Annotated in this window: 27 protein-coding genes; 8 read left to right on the top strand and 19 right to left on the bottom strand. The window is 73.9% G+C overall.

Annotation, left to right across the window (positions count from 1 at the left end):
* Nucleotides 1-86 precede the first annotated feature (86 nt).
* The 3 genes from gcvH to NYF13_RS17130 all read right to left on the bottom strand — a co-directional run bounded on the left by gcvH (nucleotide 87) and on the right by NYF13_RS17130 (nucleotide 1,752).
* Nucleotides 87-470 (bottom strand): glycine cleavage system protein GcvH, encoded by a 384-nt coding sequence (gene gcvH / locus NYF13_RS17140; protein ID WP_315658024.1) that lies wholly within the window; start codon nucleotides 468-470, stop codon nucleotides 87-89.
* A gap of 44 nt (nucleotides 471-514) precedes the next feature.
* Nucleotides 515-1,108: a CDP-alcohol phosphatidyltransferase family protein gene (locus tag NYF13_RS17135; protein ID WP_315658023.1), complete on the bottom strand. Its 594-nt coding sequence runs from the start codon at nucleotides 1,106-1,108 to the stop codon at nucleotides 515-517.
* 368 nt (nucleotides 1,109-1,476) lie between these two features.
* Nucleotides 1,477-1,752 (bottom strand): hypothetical protein, encoded by a 276-nt coding sequence (locus NYF13_RS17130; protein ID WP_315660445.1) that lies wholly within the window; start codon nucleotides 1,750-1,752, stop codon nucleotides 1,477-1,479.
* A 331-nt stretch (nucleotides 1,753-2,083) separates the two neighbouring features.
* On the opposite strand from NYF13_RS17130, the gene NYF13_RS17125 reads away from it, so the two are divergent.
* Nucleotides 2,084-2,593, top strand: coding sequence for a hypothetical protein (locus NYF13_RS17125; protein WP_315658022.1), 510 nt, complete (start codon nucleotides 2,084-2,086; stop codon nucleotides 2,591-2,593).
* A gap of 7 nt (nucleotides 2,594-2,600) precedes the next feature.
* Here NYF13_RS17125 and NYF13_RS17120 read toward each other — a convergent pair whose 3' ends face one another.
* Complete coding sequence (locus NYF13_RS17120; RefSeq protein ID WP_315658020.1) at nucleotides 2,601-4,343, bottom strand: AMP-binding protein; 1,743 nt, start codon at nucleotides 4,341-4,343, stop codon at nucleotides 2,601-2,603.
* Nucleotides 4,344-4,379: 36 nt separating this feature from the next.
* Nucleotides 4,380-5,222 carry a crotonase/enoyl-CoA hydratase family protein gene (locus NYF13_RS17115; RefSeq protein WP_315658018.1) on the bottom strand — a complete coding sequence of 281 codons (843 nt, stop codon included), beginning with the start codon at nucleotides 5,220-5,222 and terminating at the stop codon, nucleotides 4,380-4,382.
* 105 nt (nucleotides 5,223-5,327) lie between these two features.
* Here NYF13_RS17115 and NYF13_RS17110 point away from each other — a divergent pair, with 105 nt between their 5' ends.
* Nucleotides 5,328-6,206, top strand: a complete 879-nt coding sequence (locus tag NYF13_RS17110) for an alpha/beta hydrolase (protein WP_315658016.1) — start codon at nucleotides 5,328-5,330, stop codon at nucleotides 6,204-6,206.
* Nucleotides 6,207-6,236: 30 nt separating this feature from the next.
* Here NYF13_RS17110 and cobA read toward each other — a convergent pair whose 3' ends face one another.
* From cobA to rpmB, 6 genes are all read right to left on the bottom strand, one after another.
* The gene (gene cobA / locus NYF13_RS17105) at nucleotides 6,237-7,454 is read right to left on the bottom strand and encodes a uroporphyrinogen-III C-methyltransferase (protein ID WP_315658014.1); all 1,218 of its coding nucleotides are present in this window, start codon (nucleotides 7,452-7,454) and stop codon (nucleotides 6,237-6,239) included.
* A 27-nt stretch (nucleotides 7,455-7,481) separates the two neighbouring features.
* Nucleotides 7,482-7,886, bottom strand: a complete 405-nt coding sequence (locus NYF13_RS17100; protein WP_315658013.1) for an ankyrin repeat domain-containing protein — start codon at nucleotides 7,884-7,886, stop codon at nucleotides 7,482-7,484.
* Nucleotides 7,887-7,953: 67 nt separating this feature from the next.
* Nucleotides 7,954-8,190, bottom strand: coding sequence for a 30S ribosomal protein S18 (rpsR, locus tag NYF13_RS17095; protein ID WP_396287687.1), 237 nt, complete (start codon nucleotides 8,188-8,190; stop codon nucleotides 7,954-7,956).
* Nucleotides 8,191-8,195: 5 nt separating this feature from the next.
* The gene (gene rpsN / locus NYF13_RS17090) at nucleotides 8,196-8,501 is read right to left on the bottom strand and encodes a 30S ribosomal protein S14 (RefSeq protein WP_315658011.1); all 306 of its coding nucleotides are present in this window, start codon (nucleotides 8,499-8,501) and stop codon (nucleotides 8,196-8,198) included.
* Complete coding sequence (gene rpmG, locus NYF13_RS17085) at nucleotides 8,501-8,668, bottom strand: 50S ribosomal protein L33 (RefSeq protein WP_005149953.1); 168 nt, start codon at nucleotides 8,666-8,668, stop codon at nucleotides 8,501-8,503. Before rpmG ends, rpsN begins: the two co-directional genes overlap by 1 nt.
* Complete coding sequence (gene rpmB, locus NYF13_RS17080; RefSeq protein ID WP_315658002.1) at nucleotides 8,669-8,905, bottom strand: 50S ribosomal protein L28; 237 nt, start codon at nucleotides 8,903-8,905, stop codon at nucleotides 8,669-8,671.
* A gap of 77 nt (nucleotides 8,906-8,982) precedes the next feature.
* Here rpmB and mrf point away from each other — a divergent pair, with 77 nt between their 5' ends.
* The 4 genes from mrf to NYF13_RS17060 are packed head-to-tail and all read left to right on the top strand — an operon-like array spanning nucleotide 8,983 to nucleotide 11,778.
* Complete coding sequence (gene mrf, locus NYF13_RS17075; RefSeq protein ID WP_315658001.1) at nucleotides 8,983-10,233, top strand: ribosome hibernation factor-recruiting GTPase MRF; 1,251 nt, start codon at nucleotides 8,983-8,985, stop codon at nucleotides 10,231-10,233.
* Nucleotides 10,230-10,493, top strand: coding sequence for a type B 50S ribosomal protein L31 (locus NYF13_RS17070; RefSeq protein WP_315657999.1), 264 nt, complete (start codon nucleotides 10,230-10,232; stop codon nucleotides 10,491-10,493). Before mrf ends, NYF13_RS17070 begins: the two co-directional genes overlap by 4 nt.
* Nucleotides 10,493-10,651: a 50S ribosomal protein L32 gene (gene rpmF / locus NYF13_RS17065; protein ID WP_315657997.1), complete on the top strand. Its 159-nt coding sequence runs from the start codon at nucleotides 10,493-10,495 to the stop codon at nucleotides 10,649-10,651. The genes NYF13_RS17070 and rpmF overlap by 1 nt, the downstream gene beginning before the upstream one ends.
* Nucleotides 10,648-11,778 (top strand): GTP-binding protein, encoded by a 1,131-nt coding sequence (locus NYF13_RS17060; RefSeq protein WP_315657995.1) that lies wholly within the window; start codon nucleotides 10,648-10,650, stop codon nucleotides 11,776-11,778. Before rpmF ends, NYF13_RS17060 begins: the two co-directional genes overlap by 4 nt.
* Before the next feature lie 66 nt (nucleotides 11,779-11,844).
* Here the strand turns inward: NYF13_RS17060 and NYF13_RS17055 are convergent, their stop codons facing one another.
* The 3 genes from NYF13_RS17055 to NYF13_RS17045 all read right to left on the bottom strand — a co-directional run bounded on the left by NYF13_RS17055 (nucleotide 11,845) and on the right by NYF13_RS17045 (nucleotide 14,898).
* Nucleotides 11,845-13,254, bottom strand: a complete 1,410-nt coding sequence (locus tag NYF13_RS17055; protein WP_315657994.1) for an aminotransferase class V-fold PLP-dependent enzyme — start codon at nucleotides 13,252-13,254, stop codon at nucleotides 11,845-11,847.
* Entirely contained in the window at nucleotides 13,251-14,567 is a 1,317-nt protein-coding gene (locus NYF13_RS17050; protein ID WP_315657993.1) for an MFS transporter, read from the bottom strand. Before NYF13_RS17050 ends, NYF13_RS17055 begins: the two co-directional genes overlap by 4 nt.
* 163 nt (nucleotides 14,568-14,730) lie before the next feature.
* A complete protein-coding gene (locus tag NYF13_RS17045; protein WP_315660444.1) occupies nucleotides 14,731-14,898 on the bottom strand; it encodes a hypothetical protein in 168 nt (55 codons plus the stop codon).
* A 217-nt stretch (nucleotides 14,899-15,115) separates the two neighbouring features.
* Between NYF13_RS17045 and NYF13_RS17040 the strand changes: the two genes are divergently transcribed.
* Nucleotides 15,116-15,712, top strand: coding sequence for a TetR/AcrR family transcriptional regulator (locus tag NYF13_RS17040; protein WP_315657992.1), 597 nt, complete (start codon nucleotides 15,116-15,118; stop codon nucleotides 15,710-15,712).
* Nucleotides 15,713-15,874: 162 nt separating this feature from the next.
* On the opposite strand, the gene NYF13_RS17035 is transcribed toward NYF13_RS17040, so the two are convergent.
* The 5 genes from NYF13_RS17035 to NYF13_RS17015 form a co-directional block, all read right to left on the bottom strand.
* Nucleotides 15,875-17,032 (bottom strand): LLM class flavin-dependent oxidoreductase, encoded by a 1,158-nt coding sequence (locus NYF13_RS17035; protein WP_315657991.1) that lies wholly within the window; start codon nucleotides 17,030-17,032, stop codon nucleotides 15,875-15,877.
* Nucleotides 17,029-17,997: an ABC transporter substrate-binding protein gene (locus tag NYF13_RS17030; RefSeq protein WP_315660342.1), complete on the bottom strand. Its 969-nt coding sequence runs from the start codon at nucleotides 17,995-17,997 to the stop codon at nucleotides 17,029-17,031. The genes NYF13_RS17035 and NYF13_RS17030 overlap by 4 nt, the downstream gene beginning before the upstream one ends.
* A gap of 40 nt (nucleotides 17,998-18,037) precedes the next feature.
* Nucleotides 18,038-18,769: an ABC transporter ATP-binding protein gene (locus tag NYF13_RS17025; RefSeq protein WP_315657989.1), complete on the bottom strand. Its 732-nt coding sequence runs from the start codon at nucleotides 18,767-18,769 to the stop codon at nucleotides 18,038-18,040.
* Nucleotides 18,754-19,566: an ABC transporter permease gene (locus tag NYF13_RS17020; protein WP_315657988.1), complete on the bottom strand. Its 813-nt coding sequence runs from the start codon at nucleotides 19,564-19,566 to the stop codon at nucleotides 18,754-18,756. The genes NYF13_RS17025 and NYF13_RS17020 overlap by 16 nt, the downstream gene beginning before the upstream one ends.
* A 233-nt stretch (nucleotides 19,567-19,799) precedes the next feature.
* On the bottom strand, nucleotides 19,800-20,510 hold the full coding sequence (locus NYF13_RS17015; protein ID WP_315657987.1) for an MBL fold metallo-hydrolase: 711 nt from the start codon (nucleotides 20,508-20,510) through the stop codon (nucleotides 19,800-19,802).
* Between the two features lie 160 nt (nucleotides 20,511-20,670).
* On the opposite strand from NYF13_RS17015, the gene NYF13_RS17010 reads away from it, so the two are divergent.
* Nucleotides 20,671-21,522: a hypothetical protein gene (locus NYF13_RS17010; protein ID WP_315657986.1), complete on the top strand. Its 852-nt coding sequence runs from the start codon at nucleotides 20,671-20,673 to the stop codon at nucleotides 21,520-21,522.
* Nucleotides 21,523-21,558 lie beyond the last annotated feature (36 nt).

Below are 21,558 nucleotides of genomic sequence, written 5' to 3'. Positions count from 1 at the left end.
GCTGACAACGTACCGTGCCTGATCGGCTCCGGGCCCCGCGGCTCCCCCTTGCGCCGGCGAACGCGCCGGGCCAGGCCGGGAGCGCCTCAGCCGGCGATGAGCGCCTGGTAGGCCTCGGCCTCGAGCAGGGCGTCGAGCCCCGCCGGGTCGTCGAGCCGGATCTCCACGAGCCAGCCCTCGCCGTAGGGGTCGGAGTTGATCAGCTCGGGCGACTCGGCGACCGCGTCGTTGACCGCGACGATCTCGCCGTCCACCGGCGCGAACAGCTCGGAGACGCTCTTGGTCGACTCCACCTCGCCGAAGCCGTCGCCGGTCCCGACCTGGCGGCCGACCTCGGGCAGGTCCACGAACACGACGTCGCCGAGCTGGTCCTGGGCGTACTCGGTGATGCCCACGCGGACCACCGGGCCCTCGCGCGTGGCGACCCACTCGTGCTCTTCGGTGTAGCGGAGTTCTTCCGGAGTGGACAAGGCCGCTCCCCTTCCTGGTGCCGTCTGCTCCCCGCAGTCTCGCATCACCGGGGCCGCAGCGCGCGCACGACCTGCACCACGTACAGCACCCCGGACCAGAGGTAGAGCACCCCGCCCCAGGTGGTGAACGCGTAGGCGATCGGCCGGGCCACCGCGGCCAGGTCCGAGCCGCCCTGGGTGAGCAGCAGGAACGGGAAGGCGTACATCAGCACGAAGGTCGCGCCCTTGCCGATGTAGGTGACCTCGGGCGGGGCGAAGCCGCGGCGGCGCAGCAGCAGCACGCACCCGGCCAGCACCAGCTCGCGCAGCACCAGCGGCGCCACCACCCACCACGGGATGATCCCGCGTAGCAGGAACGCGACCAGCGTGGCCAGGATGTAGAGCCGGTCCGCGGCCGGGTCGAGCAGCTGCCCGAGCCGCGACATCTGGTCGAGCCAGCGGGCGAGCTTGCCGTCGAGCCAGTCGGTCAGCGCGGACAGGACGAGCACCGCCAGCGCCCAGCCGTCCTCCTTCGGCCCGAGCAGCAGCCACAGGAACACCGGGACCCCGGCCAGCCGCAGCAGCGACAGCATGTTGGGGACGTTGAACGCCTGCCGCAGCAGGGAAGGCTCCGTCTGGGGCTCGGGGACCGTCGTCACCCGCCCAGCCTAGAGGGACGGGCGGCCGGGGGAACCGGTGGTCACACGGCCGGGCGCGTCCGCTCGGGGCCGGGGCGGCGGCGGGCGCGGGGCGGGCCGGAGGGGTCGGCGGGGTTCGAGCTGCCGCAGCCGAGCGGCCCAGGCCACCCGGTTCCCGCCCGGCCGCCGAGACGACGCGACGTTTCCCACCTCGCGCTCAAGCCAAGGCGAGGATTTCCGCCCGGCCGCTGCGCCGACGCGACGCTCGTGGTCGCGCGACCGGGCGTGCGGCGGCGGGCAGCCGCCCGAAGGGCTGCGGCGCAGGCGTGGTCACGCGGCCGGGGCGCAGGCTCGAAGCGCCGCGCCCCGGCCGCGGGGTCGGTGCGGCCTCAGCCCGCGCGGCGGCGGCTGTGGGTCCAGCCGCGGCGCTGGACTTCGGCGCTGCTGAGGGCTTCGGGGCGGCCGCGGTAGTCGGTGCCGACCCAGCGGGCGCGGCCGTGGCGGCCTTCGAGGACGTACGGGCGGCCCTCGCACCACACCACGCTGCACGGGGTGGTCGGCGGAGTGGCCGGGACCGGCTGGACCGGGAGGGCGGACGGGCGGGTGGCTGGGGGTGCGGCGACCGGCGCCGGGGGGCCGGGCTCACTGGCTGCTGAGGTAGTCATGGCTCTCAGGGGGTGCTCTCAGGAGGTCGTACGGCGGGTGTCGGGGACGACGAACGCGTTGGGCGTCCACCTTGTTCTTCGGCCGCCGGGACCCGCTTGTTAACCGTCCCGGACCGGATTCGTCCGATCGATTCGGGATGACGGCCCGATGTTTCCCAGTGTGAACACGAGATTAAACGTCCACAGTGGACCACCGCGGTCCGCGACCGGTGGGGCCGGGCCACTCGGTCGGCGGTATCTTCGCCCGCCCGGGCCGGGTGTCGGTGCGCCTCGCGCGTACTCGCGGGGGACAGAATGGGCCGGCTGACCCCCTTGGCCGAAAGGACCGCCGGTGTCCCAGTCGCAGCCCGTGTGGCGGCCGTTGCTCCTCGCCTGCCTGGCCGTGCCGGCGCTGGCCGCCTGTTCGGGTGACCCCGCGCCGCGGGCCTCGCCACCCCGCGTGCCCGCGCCCGCCCCGGTCTCGTCCACGGCGCCCGCCTCGACCACCGCTCCCCCGCCGCTGCCGGACACCTCGAAGCCGTCCGCGAGCGCGCCGAAGAAGACGGCTTCGCCGACTCCGGCCAAGGCGCCCGGTTCCTGCGGCACGGTGACCGCCGCCAGCGGGCTCACCCTCAACGTGTTCGACAGCGCGGCCGGCGGCGTGCCCTGCGCCGAGGCGATGCGGCTGGTCGGGGAGTTCCACGCGCGGATCGCCGGCCGTCAGGGCTCGGGGTCGGACGACGCGGTGAACGACACCGTCGAAGGCTGGCTGTGCACCTCCGGCCCGCCCGCCGCCCAGGGCGGAACCACCTGCGGCAAGGGCGAGCAGACCGTGTTCGCCTCGGTGGTGCCGGCCGAATGACCCCGGGTCAGGACTTCAGGTCCGGGAAGTCCTCCTCGCGGAACTCGCCCTCGGGCCGGGGGCCGGCGTGCTCACGGCCGCGCAGTTCGACCCGGCGGATCTTGCCGGAGATGGTCTTCGGCAGGTGCGCGAACTCCAGCCGGCGGATCCGCTTGTACGGCGCCAGGTGCTCGCGCGCGTACGCCAAAACCGCCTTCGCGGTTTCCGCCGTCGGCTCGTGGCCGTCGGCGAGCACCACGTAGGCCTTGGGCACGGCGAGGCGGATCGGGTCCGGGGCCGGCACCACGGCGGCCTCGGCCACCGCCTCGTGCTCCAGCAGCACGCTCTCCAGCTCGAACGGCGAGATCCGGTAGTCCGAGGCCTTGAACACGTCGTCGGTGCGCCCGACGTAGGTGATGTACCCGCGTTCGTCCACCGAGCCGACGTCGCCGGTGTGGTAGTAGCCGCCGGCGAAGGCGCTCGAGGTCCGCTCGTCGTCGCCGGCGTAGCCCGCCATCAGCCCGACCGGCCGGTGCGCCAGGTCCAGGCAGATCTCGCCCTCGGCCGCGCGCTCGCCGGTGACCGGGTCGACCAGCGCGACCGCGAACCCGGGCAGCGGGCGGCCCATCGAGCCGGGCACCACCTCCTGGCCCGGGGTGTTGGCGATCTGGACGCTGCTCTCGGTCTGGCCGAAGCCGTCGCGGACGGTCCGGCCCCAGTGCCGCTCGACCTGCTCGATCACCTCGGGGTTCAGCGGCTCCCCCGCGCCGACCACCTTCCGCGGCGGCGTGCGCAGCAGGCTCAGGTCGGCCTGGATCAGCATCCGCCAGACCGTGGGCGGGGCGCAGAAGCTGGTCACGCCGCAGCGGTCCATCTGCCCCATCAGGGCGGGCGCGTCGAACCGCTGGTAGTTGTACAGGAACACGGTGGCCTCGGCGTTCCACGGGGCGAACACGTTGCTCCACGCGTGCTTCGCCCAGCCGGGCGAAGAGATGTTCAGGTGCACGTCGCCCGGCTCCAGCCCGATCCAGTACAGGGTGGACAGGTGCCCGACCGGGTACGAGACGTGGGTGTGCTGCACCAGCTTGGGCTTGGCCGTGGTGCCGGAGGTGAAGTACAGCAGCAGCGGGTCGTCCGCCGCGGTGTCCCCGTCCGGGGTGAATTCCGCGGGTTCGGCCTGGGCCGTGGCGTAGGAGTGCCAGCCCGCCACCGGCTCGCCGACCGCGATCCGCGTGTAGCCGCCCTCGATGCCGTCGAACTTCGGCGCGTCGGCCGAACGGACCACCACGTGCCGGGCCCGGCCGCGGTCGACGCGGTCGGCCAGGTCGTCCGGTCCGAGCAGGGTGGAGGCCGGGATGAGCACCGCGCCCAGCTTGATCGCGGCGAGGATGGTCTCCCACAGCTCGCCCTGGTTGCCCAGCATCAGGATCAGCCGGTCGCCGCGCGCCACGCCGAGCCGGCGCAGCCAGTTCGCCACCCGGTCGGAGCGGGCCGCCAGCTCCGGGTAGGTCCACCGGTTCTCGGTGCCGTCCTCCTCGACGATCCACAGGGCGTGGCGCTGCGCGTTCGCCGGGTCGCGGGCCACCACGTCGAACCAGTCGAGCGCCCAGTTGAACCGGGTCAGCTCGGGCCAGGCGAACCCGCGCACTGCGGTGTCGTAGTCCTCGCGGTGCTCCAGCAGGTAGTCGCGCGCGGCGCGGAACGCCTCGTGCCGCTCCGAAGCACCGGGGCGGTCCGGGACGCCGGTGCTCGCTCCAGCCCCATCGCTCACGTCGTACTCCCTCTCGCTCGCGGGTCGACCCCGTTTCTACTCGCCCTTGAACTCCGGCGCCCGCCGCTCCAGGAACGCCTGCACCGCCTCGGCCAGGTCCTTGCTGGGCAGGAAGGCGGAGTTCCAGGCCGCGACGTAGCGCAGGCCCTCGGCGACCTGGCGCTCGGTGTTGGCCGAGAGCACCTGCTTGGTGCCCTGGACGACCAGCGGCGGGTTGGCGGCGATCCGGGCGGCCAGCTCGCGCGCCTCGGCCAGCAGCGTCTCCTGGTCCGGGTACACGTCGTTGACCAGGCCGATCTTCTCGGCGCGGGCGGCGTCGACGTCCCGGCCGGTCAGCGCCAGCTCGCGCACGTGGCCTTCGCCGATGATCGGGGCGAGCCGCTGCAGGCTGCCGATGTCGGCGACGATCGCGACCTTCACCTCGCGCACGCTGAACTTCGCGTCCGCGCTGGCCAGCCGGATGTCCGCGGCGGTGACCACGTCCACGCCGCCGCCGATGCACCAGCCCGACACCGCGGCCACGACCGGCTTGCGGCACTCGGCGATCGAGCTCACCGCGCGCTGCAGCCGGGTGACCTCGGTGTGGAACTCGGTGCGCGGGCCGGCCAGCGCGTCGCCGGCCAGCAGCGGCGCCCAGCCGCCCATCATGGCGGGCAGGTCGAGGCCGTAGGAGAAGTGCTTTCCGCTGCCGGTCAGCACGACCGCGCGGACCCGCGGGTCGGCGTCGAGGGCGGCGAAGACCAGCGGCAGCTCGCGCCAGAAGTCGGGCCCCATGGCGTTGCCCTTCGACGGGCCGAGCAGGGTGACCTCGGCGACGTGGCCGTCGAGGGCCACGGCCAGGGAGACGAGGTCGGGCAGGCTGTCCACGGGTGCGCTCATGGGGCCATCTTGACCCATCCGGTTGACGCTGTGCCAACGCGGCCGGGAGATGCTTTGCTGGAGCCGGGCGCACCCGGCCCAGGCGAGCGGAAGAAGGTGGCGGTCATGAGTCCGGCCCACGCGAGCGCGGTCGAGGAACTGGCGCCCGAGCCCCGTCCGGTCCGGCGCACCCGGCCGATCGAGCTGTCCGGCTCGTTCACCCACGAAGGGCAGCGGCTGTGCTACACCGAGTTCGGCGCCGGTGACCGGGTCGTGGTGCTGATGCACGGGATCATGCTGACCCGCCGGATGCACGCGCCGCTGGCCCGGCGGCTGGCCGGGTCCGGGTTCCGCGTGGTCACGCTCGACCTGCTCGGCCACGGCGACTCCGACCGGCCCACCGAATCGTGGCGGTACTCCATGCCCGCGTTCGCCCAGCAGGCCGTGGCGCTGCTGGACCACCTGGAGATCGAGCGCGCGGTGATCGGCGGCACCTCGCTGGGCGCGAACGTGGCGCTGGAGATCGCCGTCTCCCGGCCGGGACGCGCCCTCGGCCTGGTGGTGGAGATGCCGGTGCTGGACAACGCGATCATCGCCGGGCTGCTGACCTTCGCCCCGCTGCTGTTCGCGGCCCGCTTCCTGCCGGTCTCGGTGCGCGGCGTGGCGCTGGCGGCCAACCTGGTCCCGCACGGCAGCCAGTGGGTGGACGTGGTCACCGACACGCTCACGCAGGAGCCCGCGTCGATGGCCGCGCTCCTGCACGGCGTGCTGTTCGGCCGGATCGCGCCGCCGAAGGGCCTCCGGCGCCAGATCGCCACGCCCGCGCTGGTGATCGGGCACGAGGGCGACCCGATCCACCCGTTCGGCGACGCGGACACCCTGGCCGTGGACATGCCGCACGCGCGGTTCGTCCAGGCCCGCAGCCCGGTGGAGCTGCGCTTCGACCCGAAACGGCTGACCACCGCGATCAGCGAGTTCGCCGAGGAGCGCTACGCGGCCTCGTGAGCGCCCGGGTCGCGGGGGCCCGGAACCGGCTCAGCGGACCAGCCCGGCTACCGGCCCGATCACGATCACCGCGGGCGGGCGCACCCCGGCCGCCGCCGCGTCCTCGGCCACCGTGGACAGGGGGGCCCGCAGCACGCGCTGGGTGCGCATGGTGCCGTCCTCGACGATGGCCACCGGGGTTTCGGCCGGGCGTCCGCCCTCCAGCAGCGCCTTGGCGAACTGCGGCAGCCGCTCGACGCCCATCATCAGCACGATCGTGCCGCGCATCCGGGCCAGCAGCGACCAGTCCACCAGCGAGCGGTCGTCCCCCGGCGCGACGTGGCCGGAGACGACCACGACCTCGTGCGCGACCCCGCGGTGGGTGACCGGCACGTCGGCGACCGCGGGCACCGCGAACGCGCTGGTGATGCCCGGGACCATGGTCACCGGCACCCCGGCCTCGGCGCAGGCCTGCACCTCTTCGAAACCGCGGCCGAACAGGTAGGGGTCGCCGCCCTTGAGCCGGACGACGAACTTGCCCGCCCGGGCCCGCTCGACCAGGGTGCGGTTGATCACCTCCTGGCTGGCCGCGCGGCCGTAGGGGATCTTGGCCGCGTCGACGATCTCCACCTCCGGGGCCAGCTCGTCGAGCAGTTCCCGGGGTGCGAGACGGTCGACGACCACCACGTCGGCGCGCGAGAGCAGCCGCCGCCCGCGGACGGTGACCAGGTCCGGGTCGCCCGGGCCGCCGCCGACCAGCGCGACGCCGGGCAGCTCCGGGTCTTCGGGGCGAGGGGCCCGGCCGTCGGCGACCGTGCCGGCGTGCAGGGCGTCGAGCACGCTGTCGCGCACCGCCGCCGAGCGCAGCGGCTCACCGCCGGAGAGCACCCCGAACAGGAGCCCGCCGTGGCGGCCGGACGCCGGGGTCACGGCACTGCCGGACTCACCCTCGTCGGCGCGGACGCAGAACACGCGCGAGCGCTCGGCCTCGGCGCAGACCGCGGCGTTGACCTCCGGGTCGTCGGTGCAGGCCAGGGCGTACCAGGCGTCGGCGAGGTCGCCTTCGGCGTACGGGCGCTCGTGCCAGACGATCTCGCCCGCCTCCGCCATCGCGCCCACCGACGGCGTGGTGTCCGGCGACACCAGTTCCACGCGCGCACCCGCGCGCACGAGGCGCGGCAGCCGGCGCTGGGCGACGGAGCCACCGCCGACCATCACGACGCGGCGGCCGGCGAGCTGGAGTCCGGAGAGGTAGTGCGGGTCGTCCATGCCGGGAAGTCTGCCTGGCCGCGTCCCTCAGCCCTCGAGCAGGGCCAGCAGCTCGCCGTTGCCGAACAGGGTGGCCGCCTCGATCGCCGACGGGTGGCCCGCCCTCGGGTCGGCACCCGCTTCGAGCAGGGCTTTCACCACTTCCGGCTCGTTCTTGAACACCGCTCCGGCCAGGGGGCTCTGGCCGCGGTCGTTGACCCGGCCCGGGTCGGCCCCGCGGTCGACCAGCGCGGTGACCGCCTCGGCGTGGCCGTGGTAGGCGGCCAGCATCACCAGGGTGTCGCCGCGGTCGTTGGTCAGGTTGGCCGGGATCCCGGCGTCGACGTAGGCGGCGAGGCTCCCGGCATCGCCCGAGCGGGCCATCTCGAACACCCGCGCCCACAGGTCGAGCAGCTGCGGGTCGGGTTCCTCGTCCGGGGGCCCTGGTGTCATGCCCGCCAGTTTCCCACAGGCCGCCGGCCGGCCCTCCCGGCCCGAACGGGACGGGAGGGCCGTCCGGTCAGCTCCGCGTCGACGACGGGTACGGCAGCAGCGCCATCTCCCGCGCGTTCTTGATCGCCGTGGCGACCTGCCGCTGCTGCTTCGGCGTCAGCCCGGTGACCCGGCGGGCGCGGATCTTCCCGCGGTCGGAGATGAACTTGCGCAGCAGGTCCGCGTCCTTCCAGTCGACCTCGGTGATCTCGGCCGCGCGCAACGGGTTCGCCTTGCGCCGGAAGGTGCGCTCGCGGCTCGGCAGGCGGCTCACCAGCTGGACTTCGAGACGCCGGGCAGCTCGCCGTTGTGCGCCATCTGCCGCATGCGCACGCGGGACAGGCCGAACTTGCGCAGGTAGCCGCGCGGGCGCCCGTCGGCGGTGTCGCGGTTGCGCACCCGGGTGGCGCTGGCGTCACGCGGCATCTTCTGCAACGCCACCACCGCGTCCGCCTTCTCCTCCGGCGAGGACGCGGGCGAGGCGATGACCGCCTTGAGCACCCGGCGGCGTTCGACGTAGCGCGCGGCGATCACCTTGCGCTGCTCGTTCTTGGCGATCTTCGACTTCTTCGCCATCAGCGCTCCTCCTTGAATTCGACGTGCTTGCGCGCCACGGGGTCGTACTTGCGCAGGACCATCCGGTCCGGGTCGTTGCGGCGGTTCTTCTTGGTCACGTAGGTGTATCCGGTGCCGGCGGTGGACCGCAGCTTGATGATCGGCCGGATGTCGGTGCTCTTGGCCATCTAGAGCTTCACCCCCTTCGCCTTCAGCTCGGCCACTACGGCGTCGATGCCGCGTTTGTCGATCGTCTTGATGCCCTTGGCCGACACCTTCAGCCGCACCACGCGGCCGAGGCTCGCCACGTAGTAGCGGCGGGTCTGCAGATTCGGCTCCCAGCGCCGCGAGGTGCGGCGGTGCGAGTGCGAAACCTGCTTGCCGTAGCCCGGCTTGCGGCCGGTGACCTGGCACACGGCTGACACGGACCCTCCCGATTTGGTAGTGACATTCGTTTTCAATTACGCTGCCACCGTACCCCGCCCCGTCAACTGGAGCTTCAGTGACCCAACACCCGCGCGTCCCGCTCGTCCTCGTCAGCGGGCTCGCCCCGGAACCGAACGACGAGCTGTCCGAACTGCTGCGCCGGGCCGGCCCCGGCGTGGCCGTGGTCCACCACGACCTGCGCCAGATCGGCGCCGGGGTGGTCCGCAGGCGGATCCGCCTCGGCCCGCGTGACGAGCTCACCGCCCTCGAACTCGCGCACGGCTGCGTCGACTGCACGCTGCGCGAAGACCTGCTGCCCCTGCTGCGCCGGCTCGCCCGGATGCCGGAGGTGAACCGGATCGTCGTGCGGCTCGACGAGGCCATGGAGCCCGAGCCGGTGAGCTGGGCCATCCAGCACGTGCTGGTCGGCGACCGGCCGGTGAGTGAAGACGTCGAGATCGAGGCGGTGTTCACCGTGCTCGGATGCGCCACCTGGCTGGCCGACGCCACCGGCGACGAACTGCTGGCCGAACGCGCCCTGCAGGGCAGCCCGGAGGACGAGCGCACGGTCGCGCAGGTCGCCCTCGCCCAGGCCGAGTTCGCCGACGTGCTGGTGCTCGCGGGCGCGGCGGCGGACGCGTGGAGCGCGGCGAAGTCGACCGCGGTGCTCGACCGGGTCGCCCCGTCGGTGCCGCGGATCGAACTGGGCCGCACCGACGCCACCGCGCTCTACGCCGCCGTCCCCGCGGACGCGCGCCGCGGCGAGGTGGGCGACATGCACGGCGCGCTGCTTCGCGGGCAACCGCCGCTGCACCCGGACTGCGGCATCGAGCTGCTCACCTTCACCGCGCAGCGGCCGTTCCACCCCGAGCGCCTGCACGACGCGATCGACGTGCTGCTCGACGGGGTCGTCCGCACCCGCGGCCGGGCCTGGGTGGCCAGCCAGCCGGACGTGGCGTTCTGGATCGAATCGGCCGGCGGCGGCCTCGGCATCGGGCACGCCGGGCCGTGGCTCGCCTCCCCCGGCGGACCGGACTGGGCCGAGGTCTCCCCCGAGCGCCGCACGCTCGCGTCCCTGCGCTGGGACCCGGTGCACGGCGACCGCGCGCAGGAGCTCGTGGTGATCACCGACCAGGCCACGCCCGACGAGATCGAGGCCGCCCTGCGCGGGGCGCTGCTGACCGACGAGGAGCTGGCCGCCGGCCACGAGGCCTGGCAGGACTACCCCGACCCGTTCGGGGAATGGCACGAAGACCCGTGCGAAGAAGACGAAACCGAAGCGGACCGGCACGTGTCCGCCGCCCACCGGAAGGACGAAACCCCGTGAAACCCGGCATCCACCCCGACTACCACCCCGTGGTGTTCAAGGACACCTCGACCGGCGACGCGTTCCTCACCCGCTCCACCGCCACCTCGCAGCAGACGATCGAGTGGACCGACGGGCGCACCTACCCCTTGGTCAACGTCGACATCAGCTCGTGGTCGCACCCGTTCTGGACCGGCAACCAGCGGATCATGGACTCCGCGGGCCAGGTCGAGAAGTTCCACCGCCGCTACGGCAGGCGCACCCCGGGCGGTGCCCGCTGATGGCCGTCCCGAAGCGCAGGAAGTCCCGCAGCACCACCCGGTCCCGGCGCGCCCAGTGGAAGGCGGCCGTGCCCGACCTGGTCCCGATCACCGTGGACGGCGAGCGCAAGCTGTTGCCGCGCAAGCTGATCAAGCACTTCCAGCGGCTGGAGCGGTGAGCGTCCCGGTCACCGTCCTTTCCGGATTCCTCGGCGCCGGGAAGACCACGCTGCTCAACCACATCCTGGCCAACCGCGAAGGGCAGCGGGTGGCGGTGATCGTGAACGACATGAGCGAGGTGAACATCGACGCGGCCCTGGTGCGCGACGGCGTGTCCCGCACCGAGGAGCGGCTCGTGGAGCTGACCAACGGGTGCATCTGCTGCACCCTGCGCGAGGACCTGCTCGAAGAGCTGGCCCGGCTGGTCGCGCACGACCGGTTCGACCACGTGCTGATCGAATCGAGCGGGATCTCCGAGCCGATGCCCGTGGCCGCGACCTTCGCGTTCACCGGCGAAGACGGCGCTCCGGTGCTCGACGGCGCCCGGCTGGACACGATGGTCACCGTCGTCGACGCGGTGAACTTCGGCCGCGAGCTGGCCGCCGGCGACTCGCTCGCCGAACGCCGGCTCGACCAGTACGAGGGGGACGAGCGGACCGTCAGCGACCTGCTGGTGGACCAGATCGAGTTCGCGGACGTGCTGCTGCTGAACAAGACCGACCTGGTCCCGGCCGCCGAGCGCGACCGGCTGGTGGCCGCGTTGCGCCGGCTGAACCCGGCGGCCGACGTGGTCACCGCCAGCTTCGGCCGGGTCCCGCTGGACCGGGTGTTCGGCACCGGGCGCTACGACGCGCAGCGCGCGCAGGAGGCACCGGGCTGGGTCGCCGAGCTGAACGGCGACCACGTGCCGGAGACCGAGGAGTACGGCATTTCCAGTGTCGTGTTCCGCGCCGGGCGGGCGTTCGACCCGTGGCGGCTGTGGGACTTCGTGACCGGACGGCTCGGGCCGGCCGAGCCCGGTCGCGGGGAGTCCGCGTCCGGGCGGGGCGAGTTCGGGCTCGTGCTGCGGTCGAAGGGGTTCTTCACCCTCGCCTCCCGCCCGGGCACGGTCGGGTTGTGGTCGCAGGCCGGCGCGGTGGCCCGGTTCGAACCCCAGGGCGTGGCCGACGGGCACCGGCAGGAGCTGGTGTTCATCGGCGTCGACCTGGCCGGCGAAGCGCTGCTGGCGGCGCTCGGCGAGTGCCTGACCGACGAGCCGGTGACCGGCGACCCGTTCCCGGAGTGGGAGCCGGTCCACGTCCACTGAGCGGCGGCCGGCGGCCGGCGGGGCCGCCGGCCGTCCCCGCCGGTCCGGCCGGCCGGTCCCCGGCGCTCACGGCGTGTAGAGCGCGCCCAGGAACTCCAGCAGCAACCGCTCCCGCAGCGGCTCGGCGGCCGTGGCCAGCACGGCGTTGATCGGCGCCATCCGCTCCGGCAGCCCGGCGCCCGCGGTCAGCCCGGCCGCGGCCAGCAGCCCGCCGAACTGGTCCGCGGTCAGGGTTTCCGGGTCGATGGCGGCGAGGAACGCCGCCACCTCCGGGTCCACGGTGACCGGTCCGCGGGCGCGGGCCGCGGTGACCGAGGCGGCCAGGTCGGCGGCGAACTCCGCCTCACTGCCGTGGCTGGCCGCGGTCACGCTCAGGTGCAGGTTCAGCGGTGAGCAGCCGTGGGCGAACTGCGGCTGCACGTACCAGCCGCGCGCCTTCATCTCGTCGGCCACGGTGAACAGGTCGAAACCCGGTTCGTCCGCGGTGAACGCGATCAGCGTCGAGTCCGGGTCGCCGAGGATGCGCAGGCCCTCGATCCCGGCGACGCCCGCACGGATCCGGGTGACGGCCTCGCGGGTGACCTCGGCCAGGCGCAGGTAGCCCTGATCGCCGAGGTGGCCGACCACGGCCCAGGCCGCGGCGAGCGGGCCGCCGGAGCGGGTGCTCTGCAGGGTCGGGTTCAGCATCGTGTAGCCCGGCCAGTCCGCACCGGCGAAGTAGTGCGTCCGCCGCAGCTCCGCGTTCGCGTGCAGCAGCACCGAGACGCCCTTCGCGCAGTAGGCGTACTTGTGCAGGTCCACCGAAATGCTCGTCACCCCCGGCACCCGGAAGTCGAACGGCGGCACCTCGGCGCCCAGGCGCGCCAGGTACGGCAGCACCCAGCCGCCGATGCAGGCGTCCACGTGCACCCGCACCGCGCGCGCGGCGGCCGCGGCCGCGATCTCCGGCACCGGGTCGAGGACCCCGTGCGCGTAGGACGGCGCGCCGGCCACCACGAGCACCGTGGACTCGTCGATCGCCGCCGCCATGGCCGCCGGGTCCGCGCGGAAGGTCTCCGGATCGACCGGCACGAGCACCTTGCGCAGGCCGAACAGGTGGGCCGCCTTGTGGAACGCCGCGTGCGCGGTCTCCGGCAGGACCAGGCTCGGCGCGCTCACCTCCGGGTGGGCGTCGCGCGCGGCGAGCACCGCGAGCAGGCAGGACTCGGTGCCCCCGGAGGTCACCGTGCCGGCCGTGGCCGGGCCGCCGCCGAGCAGTCCGGCCGCGGTGGCGACCAGGTCGTTCTCCATCCGCAGCAGGCTCGGGAACGCGGTCGGGTCCAGCCCGTTGGCCGAAGAGGCCAGCGCGTGCGCCGCGGCGGCGATCTCGTCCACTTCGGACAGACCGCTGTCGTAGACGTAGGCCAGGGTGCGCCCGCCGTGGGTCGGGAGGTCGCCCGCGCGCAGCTCCCGCAGCCGGGCCAGCACGTCGGTCACGGCTGCCCGGCCGGCTCGGGCTCCAGCACCTTGCGCCGCAGCAGCGGCCCGGCCAGCGCGATCAGCACGGCCGGCAGCACCGAGGAGCCGAGCAGGATCGCCAGGACGGCCGAACCGGGCTGCGCGGCCGTGGCGTCCGTGCTGGACACGTAACCGCCGAGCTGCAGCACGATCCCGAACAGGCCGGGCCCCAGCGCCAGCCCGAGCGTCTCCGACGCCGTCCACACCCCGGCCGTGATGCCCGCGCGGGTCTCCCCCGTGCGCTCCTCCTCGGCGGTGATCAGGTCCGGCAGGATGGCCAGCGGGAACACCGAGATCCCGGCGTAGCCCACCCCGGCCGCCGCCACGAAGACCAGCGTGAGCGCGAACGGCAGCTCCCGGGCCAGGACCAGGCCCAGCAGCCCGGCGGTGAACACCGCGGTCGCGATCCGGAAACCGGTGAGCTTGCCGTGGCGCCGGCCCAGCCGCGGCCACAGCGGCATGGTCACCAGCGCCGGGCCGACGAAGCCGACGAACAGCGCCGTGCGGTAGCCCGGGTCGCCCAGCACGTGCTGGGCGAAGTACGGGATCGCCGCCAGCACCGTGCCGATGCCGAGCGCCTGGATGAAGTAGGTGCCCATCAGCCACCGGAACGGGCGCCACTGCGCGATGGCGCGCATCTGCTGCCGGAAGCTCAGCGCGTTCGGCCGCAGCGAGCCGACCGGCGCGCCCTTCAGGCCGGTGTAGACGCCGATCGTGGCGGCCACGATGATCACGGCCATCACGACGCCCATCACGCGGTAGCCCGCGACCCCGTCGAGCACGTCGGTGATGGCCGGCGCCGCACCGCCCGAGACCAGGATGGCCACGGCGAGCACGCCGATCCGCACGCTGGTGAGCCTCGTGCGCTCCTCGGCCGAGTCGGTCAGCTCCGCCGGCAAGGCGTTGAACGGCACCTGGAAGAACGCGTACGCGGTGGCGCACAGGAAGAACGCGACCACCACGTACGTCGCGTCCAGGGCCGGCCGGCCGAAGCCGGGGTGGGCGAACAGCACGGCGAACAGGACCGCCACGCCGAGGCCGCCGCGCAGCAGGAACCGCCGCCGGCTGCCGGTCCGGACCAGGTCCGCGTCCGAGAGCCGCCCGGCCACCGGGTTGAACAGCACGTCCCAGGCCTTGGGCACGAACACGATGACCCCGGCCACCGCGGCGGGCACCGCCATGGTGTCGGTCAGGTACGGCAGGAGGAGCAGGCCCGGCACCGTGCCGAACGCGCCGGTGACGAACGAGCCGAGCGAGTAGCGGAACCTCGTCCGACGGGGCAGCGGCGCCAATGGTCCTCCTCGAGGGCGGTCCGACGAACGCCATGACATCGATCTTCGCCGGTCCCCGGTAGTGGTCGGGGGAAATCGTGCCACCGTCGTGATGCACGGCGCGTACCGCCCCGACCCCGCTGCGTCCCGCCGCACCTCAGGACCGCACGCCGGCGAACCGGCGTCACCGCGCAGGAGCAGCGTGGTCACCGGCGTACCCGAGCCGGGCGGGCACCTCGTGGTGGAAGGCGACGCTCCTCGCGCCCATCCCGCCGGTGTAGAGCGCCAGCGCTGGCTCGATCCAGCCCCGCGCCGCAGCGGAAGCCGGTAGAACTGGCCCGTCGAACGTCACCGGCTCACGATCTCGACGTACTCACGGGTGCGCGCCAGTGGTCGAGGATCAGCGCGGCCACCGCCGTCGCGGCCGGGGTGCGCGCCGGGCGCCGGAATGCCTCCAGGGCAGCGAGTCCGGGACCAGCGGCTCCGCGGCGCCTCTGTCTCCGGAGGACCGACCGCGGCTGCGGTCAGGCTAGGATGTGACAACGCACGTGGTCAACAGAGGAGTTCGCATGCCGGGCCGTACGTGGGCGGGCACGACGCTGGACGATCGCCGGGCGGCGCGGCGGGGGCGGCTGGTCGCCGCCGGGCTCGACCTGCTCGGGACCGAGGGCAGCGCGGCGGTGAGCGTGCGCGCCGTGTGCCGGCAGGCGAAGCTCACCGAGCGGTACTTCTACGAGAGCTTCGCCGACCGCGAAGAGCTGGTCGCGGCCGTCTACGAGCACGTCGGTGCGCAGGCCCGTGAAGTGCTCGCCGCCGCCGTCCTCGGCGCACCCGATGCCCGCAGCCGCGCCGAGCGCGCCGTGACGGCGTTCGCGGAGCTGGTCCTCGACGATCCGCGCCGCGGCCGGGTGCTGCTGCTCGCCCCGCTGACCGACCCGGCGCTGACCCGCCGTGGCCTGCACCTGATGCCGGTGTTCACCGCCCTGGTCGGCGAGCAGCTCACCCGCGGTGACGAGACCGGCCGCCGGCTGGTGGCGATCGGCCTGGTCGGGGCGCTGAGCAACGTGTTCATCGCCTGCCTCGACGGCACCCTGCACGTCAGCCGCGAGCGCTTGGTCGCGCACTGCGTCCGGCTGGTGCTGGAAGCGGACGCGTCCGATCGCTGACTGAGGAGCCCCCCTCCCGCCGCAGCGGCAACGCGGTGTCGAGGGCCGGACTGCCGGAACGCGAGAGCACCGCGCTGCGGCTCGGGCTGAGCGAAAGCCGAGCCGCAGCCATCCACAGTGGACCTGAGATCGGCCACCAGCCCGCTGGAGGGACCAGAACCGCTACAGCGCCGCCGCCGCACGCTCCACAGTGGACCCGAGCACCGTCCCCGGGGGCTCGGCCAGCAGACCCCGCCGGGCCAGTTCCGGGCGGACGCCTTCGCCGAACCAGTACGCCTCTTCCAGGTGCGGATACCCGGAGAGGACGAACTCCGAGACGCCCGCCGCGTGGTACTGCCCGATCAGGTCGGCCACCTCCGAGTGACTGCCGACCAGGGCCGTGCCCGCACCGCCGCGGACCAGGCCGACCCCGGCCCACAGGCCCGGGTGGATCTCCAGGGCGCGGGCGTCCGGGCCGAGGCGGCCGCCGTGCAGGGCGACCATGCGCTGCTGGCCGACGGATTCGCTGGCCGCCAGCACCGCCTGCGACCTCGCCACCTGCTCCGGGGTCAGCGCGTCCAGCAGTTTCTGCGCCTCGGCCCAGGCTTCGGCCGAGGTGTCGCGGGTGATGGTGTGCAGCCGCACGCCGAAGCGGACCGTGCGGCCCGCCGCCTCGGCCAGGGCCCGGACCCGGCCGATCTTCTCCGCCACCTGAGCGGGCGGCTCGCCCCAGGTCAGGTAGACGTCGGCGTGGCGGGCCGCGACCGGCAGCGCGGCCGGGGAGGAGCCGCCGAAGTAGATCGGCGGCACCGGGTCCGGCGCGGCCAGCGTGGTCGCGCCCTCGACCTTCAGGTGCTCCCCCGCGAAGTCGAACGGCCGGCCCGACCAGACCCCGCGCACGATGGCCAGGAACTCGTCGGTCCGCGCGTACCGGGCGTCGTGGTCGTGCCAGTCGCCGAACCGGCGCTGCTCCACCGCGTCGCCGCCGGTGACGATGTTCAGCAGCACCCGTCCCGAGGACAGCCGCTGGAAGGTGCCGGCCATCTGCGCGGCCAGCGTCGGCGAGATGACCCCGGGCCGGAACGCGACCAGGAACTTCAGCCTCCGGGTCTCCCCGATCAGCGCGGCGGTGGTCAGCCAGGCGTCCTCGCACCAGGTCCCGGTCGGCGTCAGCACCCCCTCGAACCCCTGCTGCTCGGCGGCCCTCGCGACCTGCGCGAGGTACTCGAGACCGGCCGGGCGCTGCGCCCCCGGGCCGGAGGAGCCGGCGGCGTGGAAGCGTTCCACGATGGTGCGGCCGTCCCCGCCGGTCGGCAGGAACCAGTGCAGCTTCAGGCTCATCCGTTGCTCCTCGCGGCTTCGATCTCCAGGGCGTAGCGGCGGTCGGCGAACGCGCCGAAGTCTACCTTTCCGGGCAGGGTCCCGTCTTCGGCGAACGCGTCGGCGAGCTGCTGCTCGGACGCGATCACCGACTCGTCCAGCGGCACCGGCCGGTCGCGGCCGGCGGCCACCGCCTTCTGCGCGACCGCGAGGGACAGCCCGGTCTCGGCGGCCCAGGTCTTCGCCCACTCGTCGTGGTGGCGGCCGGACCAGAGCTGGGCCTCGACCACCCGCGTGACGAAGTCCTTGATCGCGGCGTTCCGGCCGGGGTCGGCCAGCGCCGCCGTGCTCGCGGTCTCGAAGGCCAGCCCGTTGGAGCTGCCGCGGCCGTCGGCGAGCACGCGGGCGTGCGCGTCGAGCTGGGCCTGGGCGGTGTAGGGGTCCCAGATCGCCCAGGCGTCCACCCGGTGCTGGGTGAACGCCGCGTAGGCCTCCGAAGGCTGCAGGAACGAGAGCTTGACGTCCTTGGTGGTCAGCCCCGCGTTCTTCAGCGTGTTCAGCAGCTGCCCGTGCGCGGAGCTGCCCTTGGCCACGGCGATGGTCTTTCCCTTGAGCGCCTTGACCTCGCGCAGCGGCGAGTCCGGCGGGACCAGCACCGCCTCCCGTTCCACATCGCTCTTGGCCACGCTGACCACGGAGATCCTGGCCTTCGCGGCGGCGGCGAAGATCGGCGGCGTGTTGCCCACCCGGCCGATGTCGATCGCGCCGGCCGAGGCCGCCTCCAGCAGCGGCGGGCCGGAGGTGAAGGTCGACCACGCGATCCGGTAAGGCACGCCGGCCAGCTGGTTCGCGGCCGTGAGCAACGACTTCACCCCGCCCTTCTGATCGCCCACGCGCAAGGTCACCTGGGCCAGCTCGGCCGGGGAGACGGCGGCGGGCACGGGCGCCGGCCCGGTCGTCGCGGTCCCGGACGAGCAACCGGCCATCGCGCCGAGCAGCAGGGCCGCGGCCGTCACGGCCGTCACATCACGCAGGTGCACCTTCGGTCACTCCCAGGTCGGCCAGGACGCGCGTGCGCACCCCGGCGTGGTCGGCGGGGGTCCTCGGCCGGGGCCGGTCGAGGAAGTGTTCGGCGATGATCCGGCCCTCGCCGAGCACGAGGACCCGGTCGGCGAGCAGCAGGGCCTCGTCGACGTCGTGGGTCACCAGCAGCACGGCGGGCGCGTGCCGGCGCCAGAGGTCTTCGACCAGCCGGTGCATGGCGATCCGGGTGAGCGCGTCGAGCGCGCCGAACGGCTCGTCGAGCAGCAGCAGGTCCGGCTCGCGCACGAGGGCCCGGGCGAGCGAAAGCCGTTGCGCCTCACCGCCGGACAGCGTCAGCGGCCAGTCGTCGGCGTGGCCGGCCAGGCGCACCTCTTCGAGCGCGCGTTCGGCGACCGGGCGCTCACGTGACCGGGACCGGCCCTCACGGCGCAGCCCGAGCACCACGTTGCGCCAGACCCGGCGCCACGGCAGCAGCCGCGGCTGCTGGAAGGCGACGGACACCGTGCCGTGGACCTCGGCGGTGCCCTCGGCCGCGTCGTCCAGCCCGGCGAGAACCTTCAGCAGCGTGGACTTGCCGGAGCCGCTGCGGCCGAGCAGGGCCACGAACTCGCCTCGGCCGATCTCCAGGTCGAGTCCATTCAGGACGGTGCGGTCACCGAAGCGCCGGGTCAGGCCCCGGGCCTGGGCCACCGGCGTGGTCAGCGGGCTCGCCATCGCAGGGCCCTCCGTTCCAGCAGGCGCACCAGCGCGTCGGTGACCAGGCCGAGCACCGCGTACACGATCAGGCCGACCACCACCACGTCGGTGCGGAGGAATTCACGGGCGTTGGTGATCAGGTAGCCGACCCCGGAGTCCGCGTTCACCGTCTCGCCGACGATCAGCGCGAGCCAGGCCAGCCCGAGCGACTGCCGCAGCCCCACCAGCGCCTGCGGCAGCGCGCCGGGCAGCACCACGTGCCACAGCCGTTCGGCCCGGGTGAACCCGAGGGCCCGCGCCGCCTCGGCCAGCCGCTCGTCCGCGGACCGGATTCCCGAGTGGACGTTCAGGTAGAGCGGGAAGGCGACGCCGAGCGCGACGAGCACGATCTTCGTCTCCTCACCGATGCCGAACCACAGGATGAACAACGGGATCAGCCCGAGGAACGGCAGGGTGCGCAGCATCTGCACCGGCGGGTCGACCAGCGCCTCGCCCCAGCGCGAGAGCCCGGCCACGATCCCGAGGAGCACACCGGCCGTGGCGCCGAGCGCGAATCCCGCGCCGACGCGGCCGAGCGAAACGACGAACGCGTCGCCCAGCTCACCGCTGCGCGTCACTTCGACCGCGCTCCGCAGCACTGTCCACGGTGAACTCAGCTTGTCCGGTGGCAGCACCCCGGTGGCGCTGGACACCTGCCAGGCGACCAGCAGCGCGACCGGGCTGATCCAGCGGCGCAGCGACGGCCGCCACCGCGACCGTCGCGGTGCGGCGGCGGGCGCGGGGCGCGGCAGCACGCCCGTGGTGGAGACCGACACGGATTTCTCCCGGGGGTTTTCGTTACAGGGGAACGGGATGCGCCCTTCTGCGGGCGCGTCCTGACCCGAGCATCGAGTCACCGGGAGGCGAAGTCAACGGGCGGCGGCCGGCTCCCAGGCAGTGAAACCCCGGGCCGGGTTGTACCGCCTCGGCGCGGCGGCACAACGGTTCGGCCCAGTCGTCCGAGACCGCTGCGGTGGCACGGCACAGCGGAAGATCCGGACCGGCCGGATCAGCCGCCGAACATCCGGTGCCATTCGGCCGTCGAACGCGGCCGGAAGACGAAGTTCGACTGCTTCACCGAAGACAACGGGGCCGAGGGCTCGGCCGAGTACTGGTGGCCCGGGCAGACCACCGGGTCGCCCGGCAGCCCGGCGAGCCCCTGCAGGCTGTGGAAGATGGCCTCGGCGTCGCCGCCCGGGAAGTCGGTGCGCCCGCAGCCTTCGAGGAACAGCGTGTCGCCGGAGACGAGGCGGTCGCCGACCAGGAAGCACTGGCTGCCCGGGGTGTGCCCGGGGGTGTGCAGCAGGCGGATGCCGACCGAGCCGACGTCCAGCACTTCGTCGTGGCCGTGGGTGGTCAGGTCGGTGGCGGAGACGCCGGTGGCGCGGCGCACCCACTCGGCTTCCTCGGCCTGCACGTGGATCGGCACCGGCTCGACCGCGAGCAGTTCGGCGATGCCCGGCAGCGCCAGCCCCATCAGCTCCCCGCCGACGTGGTCGGCGTGGTAGTGCGTGGCGAGCACACCGGTGAGCCGCATCCCGTCGGCGGCCAGCACGTCCAGCAGGTCCCGCACCGCGTAGGCGGGGTCGACCAGCACCGCTTCCCCGGTTTCGCGATCGCCGATCAGGTAGGCGAAGTTGACCATCTGCGTGGCGACCGGGTCGCCCACCGCGAAGTCCCGGCCGGCGAGCAGTTGGCGGAAGTACAGCTGGTCTGCCATACCGGGCAGCCTAGCCGCCCCCGGCCACTCGCCGGCGTCCAGTTCGCCCGGCCGGGCCGGCTCTTCGGCGAACGGTCCAGACCAAGCCCGCGCCGACCTCGAACGGGCGTTCGGCACGGCGGGCCGCGCGCCACCGGGTCTCCGGCCTAGGGTGGGGATCATGGTGTGGGGACTGTTGTGCGCGTTGCTTTCCGCGGTGGCCTACGGCGTGGCGTCGGTGATGCAGGCCGTCGCGGCCAAGGCGGCGCCGGACGCGGGGTCGGGGGTGGATCCCCGGCTGCTGCTGCAGGTGTTGCGGCAGGGGAAGTTCGTGCTCGGGCTCGGCTTGGACGTGGTCGGCTTCGTCGCGCAGATCGCCGCGCTGCACGTGCTGCCGCTGTTCGTCGTGCAGGCGGCGCAGGCGGCCAGCCTCGCGGTGACGGCGGTGGCCGCGCGGGTGTTCGGTGTGCGGCTCGGGGTCCGCGAGTGGACGGCCGTGGCCGTGGTGTGCGCCGGGCTGGCGCTGCTCGGCGGCTCGGCCGCGAGCGAGGGTTCCAGCGAGGTGGGGCTGAACTTCCGCCTGGTGCTCGCGGGCGCCGTCGTGGTGCTCGGGCTGGCCGGTGTCGCCGCGGGCCGCGCGAGCCGTCGCGTGCGGACGCCGGCGCTGGGCCTGGTCGCCGGACTGTGCTTCGGCGTGGTCGCGATCTCCGGCCGGGTGCTGCCCAGCCTGGCCCCGCTGGACCTGCTCGCCGACCCGGCGCTCTACGTGGTCGCCGTCGCGGGCGGGCTGGCGATGCTGTTCTACGCCACCGCCCTGCAACGCGGCAGCGTCACCACGGCCACGGCGATGATGGTGCTCGGCGAGACCGTGCTGCCCTCCCTGATCGGCATCGTCCTGCTGGGCGACCGCACCCGTCCGGGCTTCGCGCTGGTCGCCGCGGCCGGGTTCGTGCTGGCCGTCGCCGCCGCGCTGGCCCTGGCCCGCTTCGGCGAGCCCGCCCCGGCCGAGCCGGAGACCGCCGCCCCGCGGTGATGGGCGCCGGGGACCGCCTTCGGAGAGCACGGACCC

The sequence above is a fragment of the Amycolatopsis sp. PS_44_ISF1 genome, assembly GCF_032335455.1.
GTDB lineage: Bacteria > Actinomycetota > Actinomycetes > Mycobacteriales > Pseudonocardiaceae > Amycolatopsis.
Note: the sequence above shows the minus strand (reverse complement) of the source record. Positions and strands in the feature narration are given on the sequence as shown.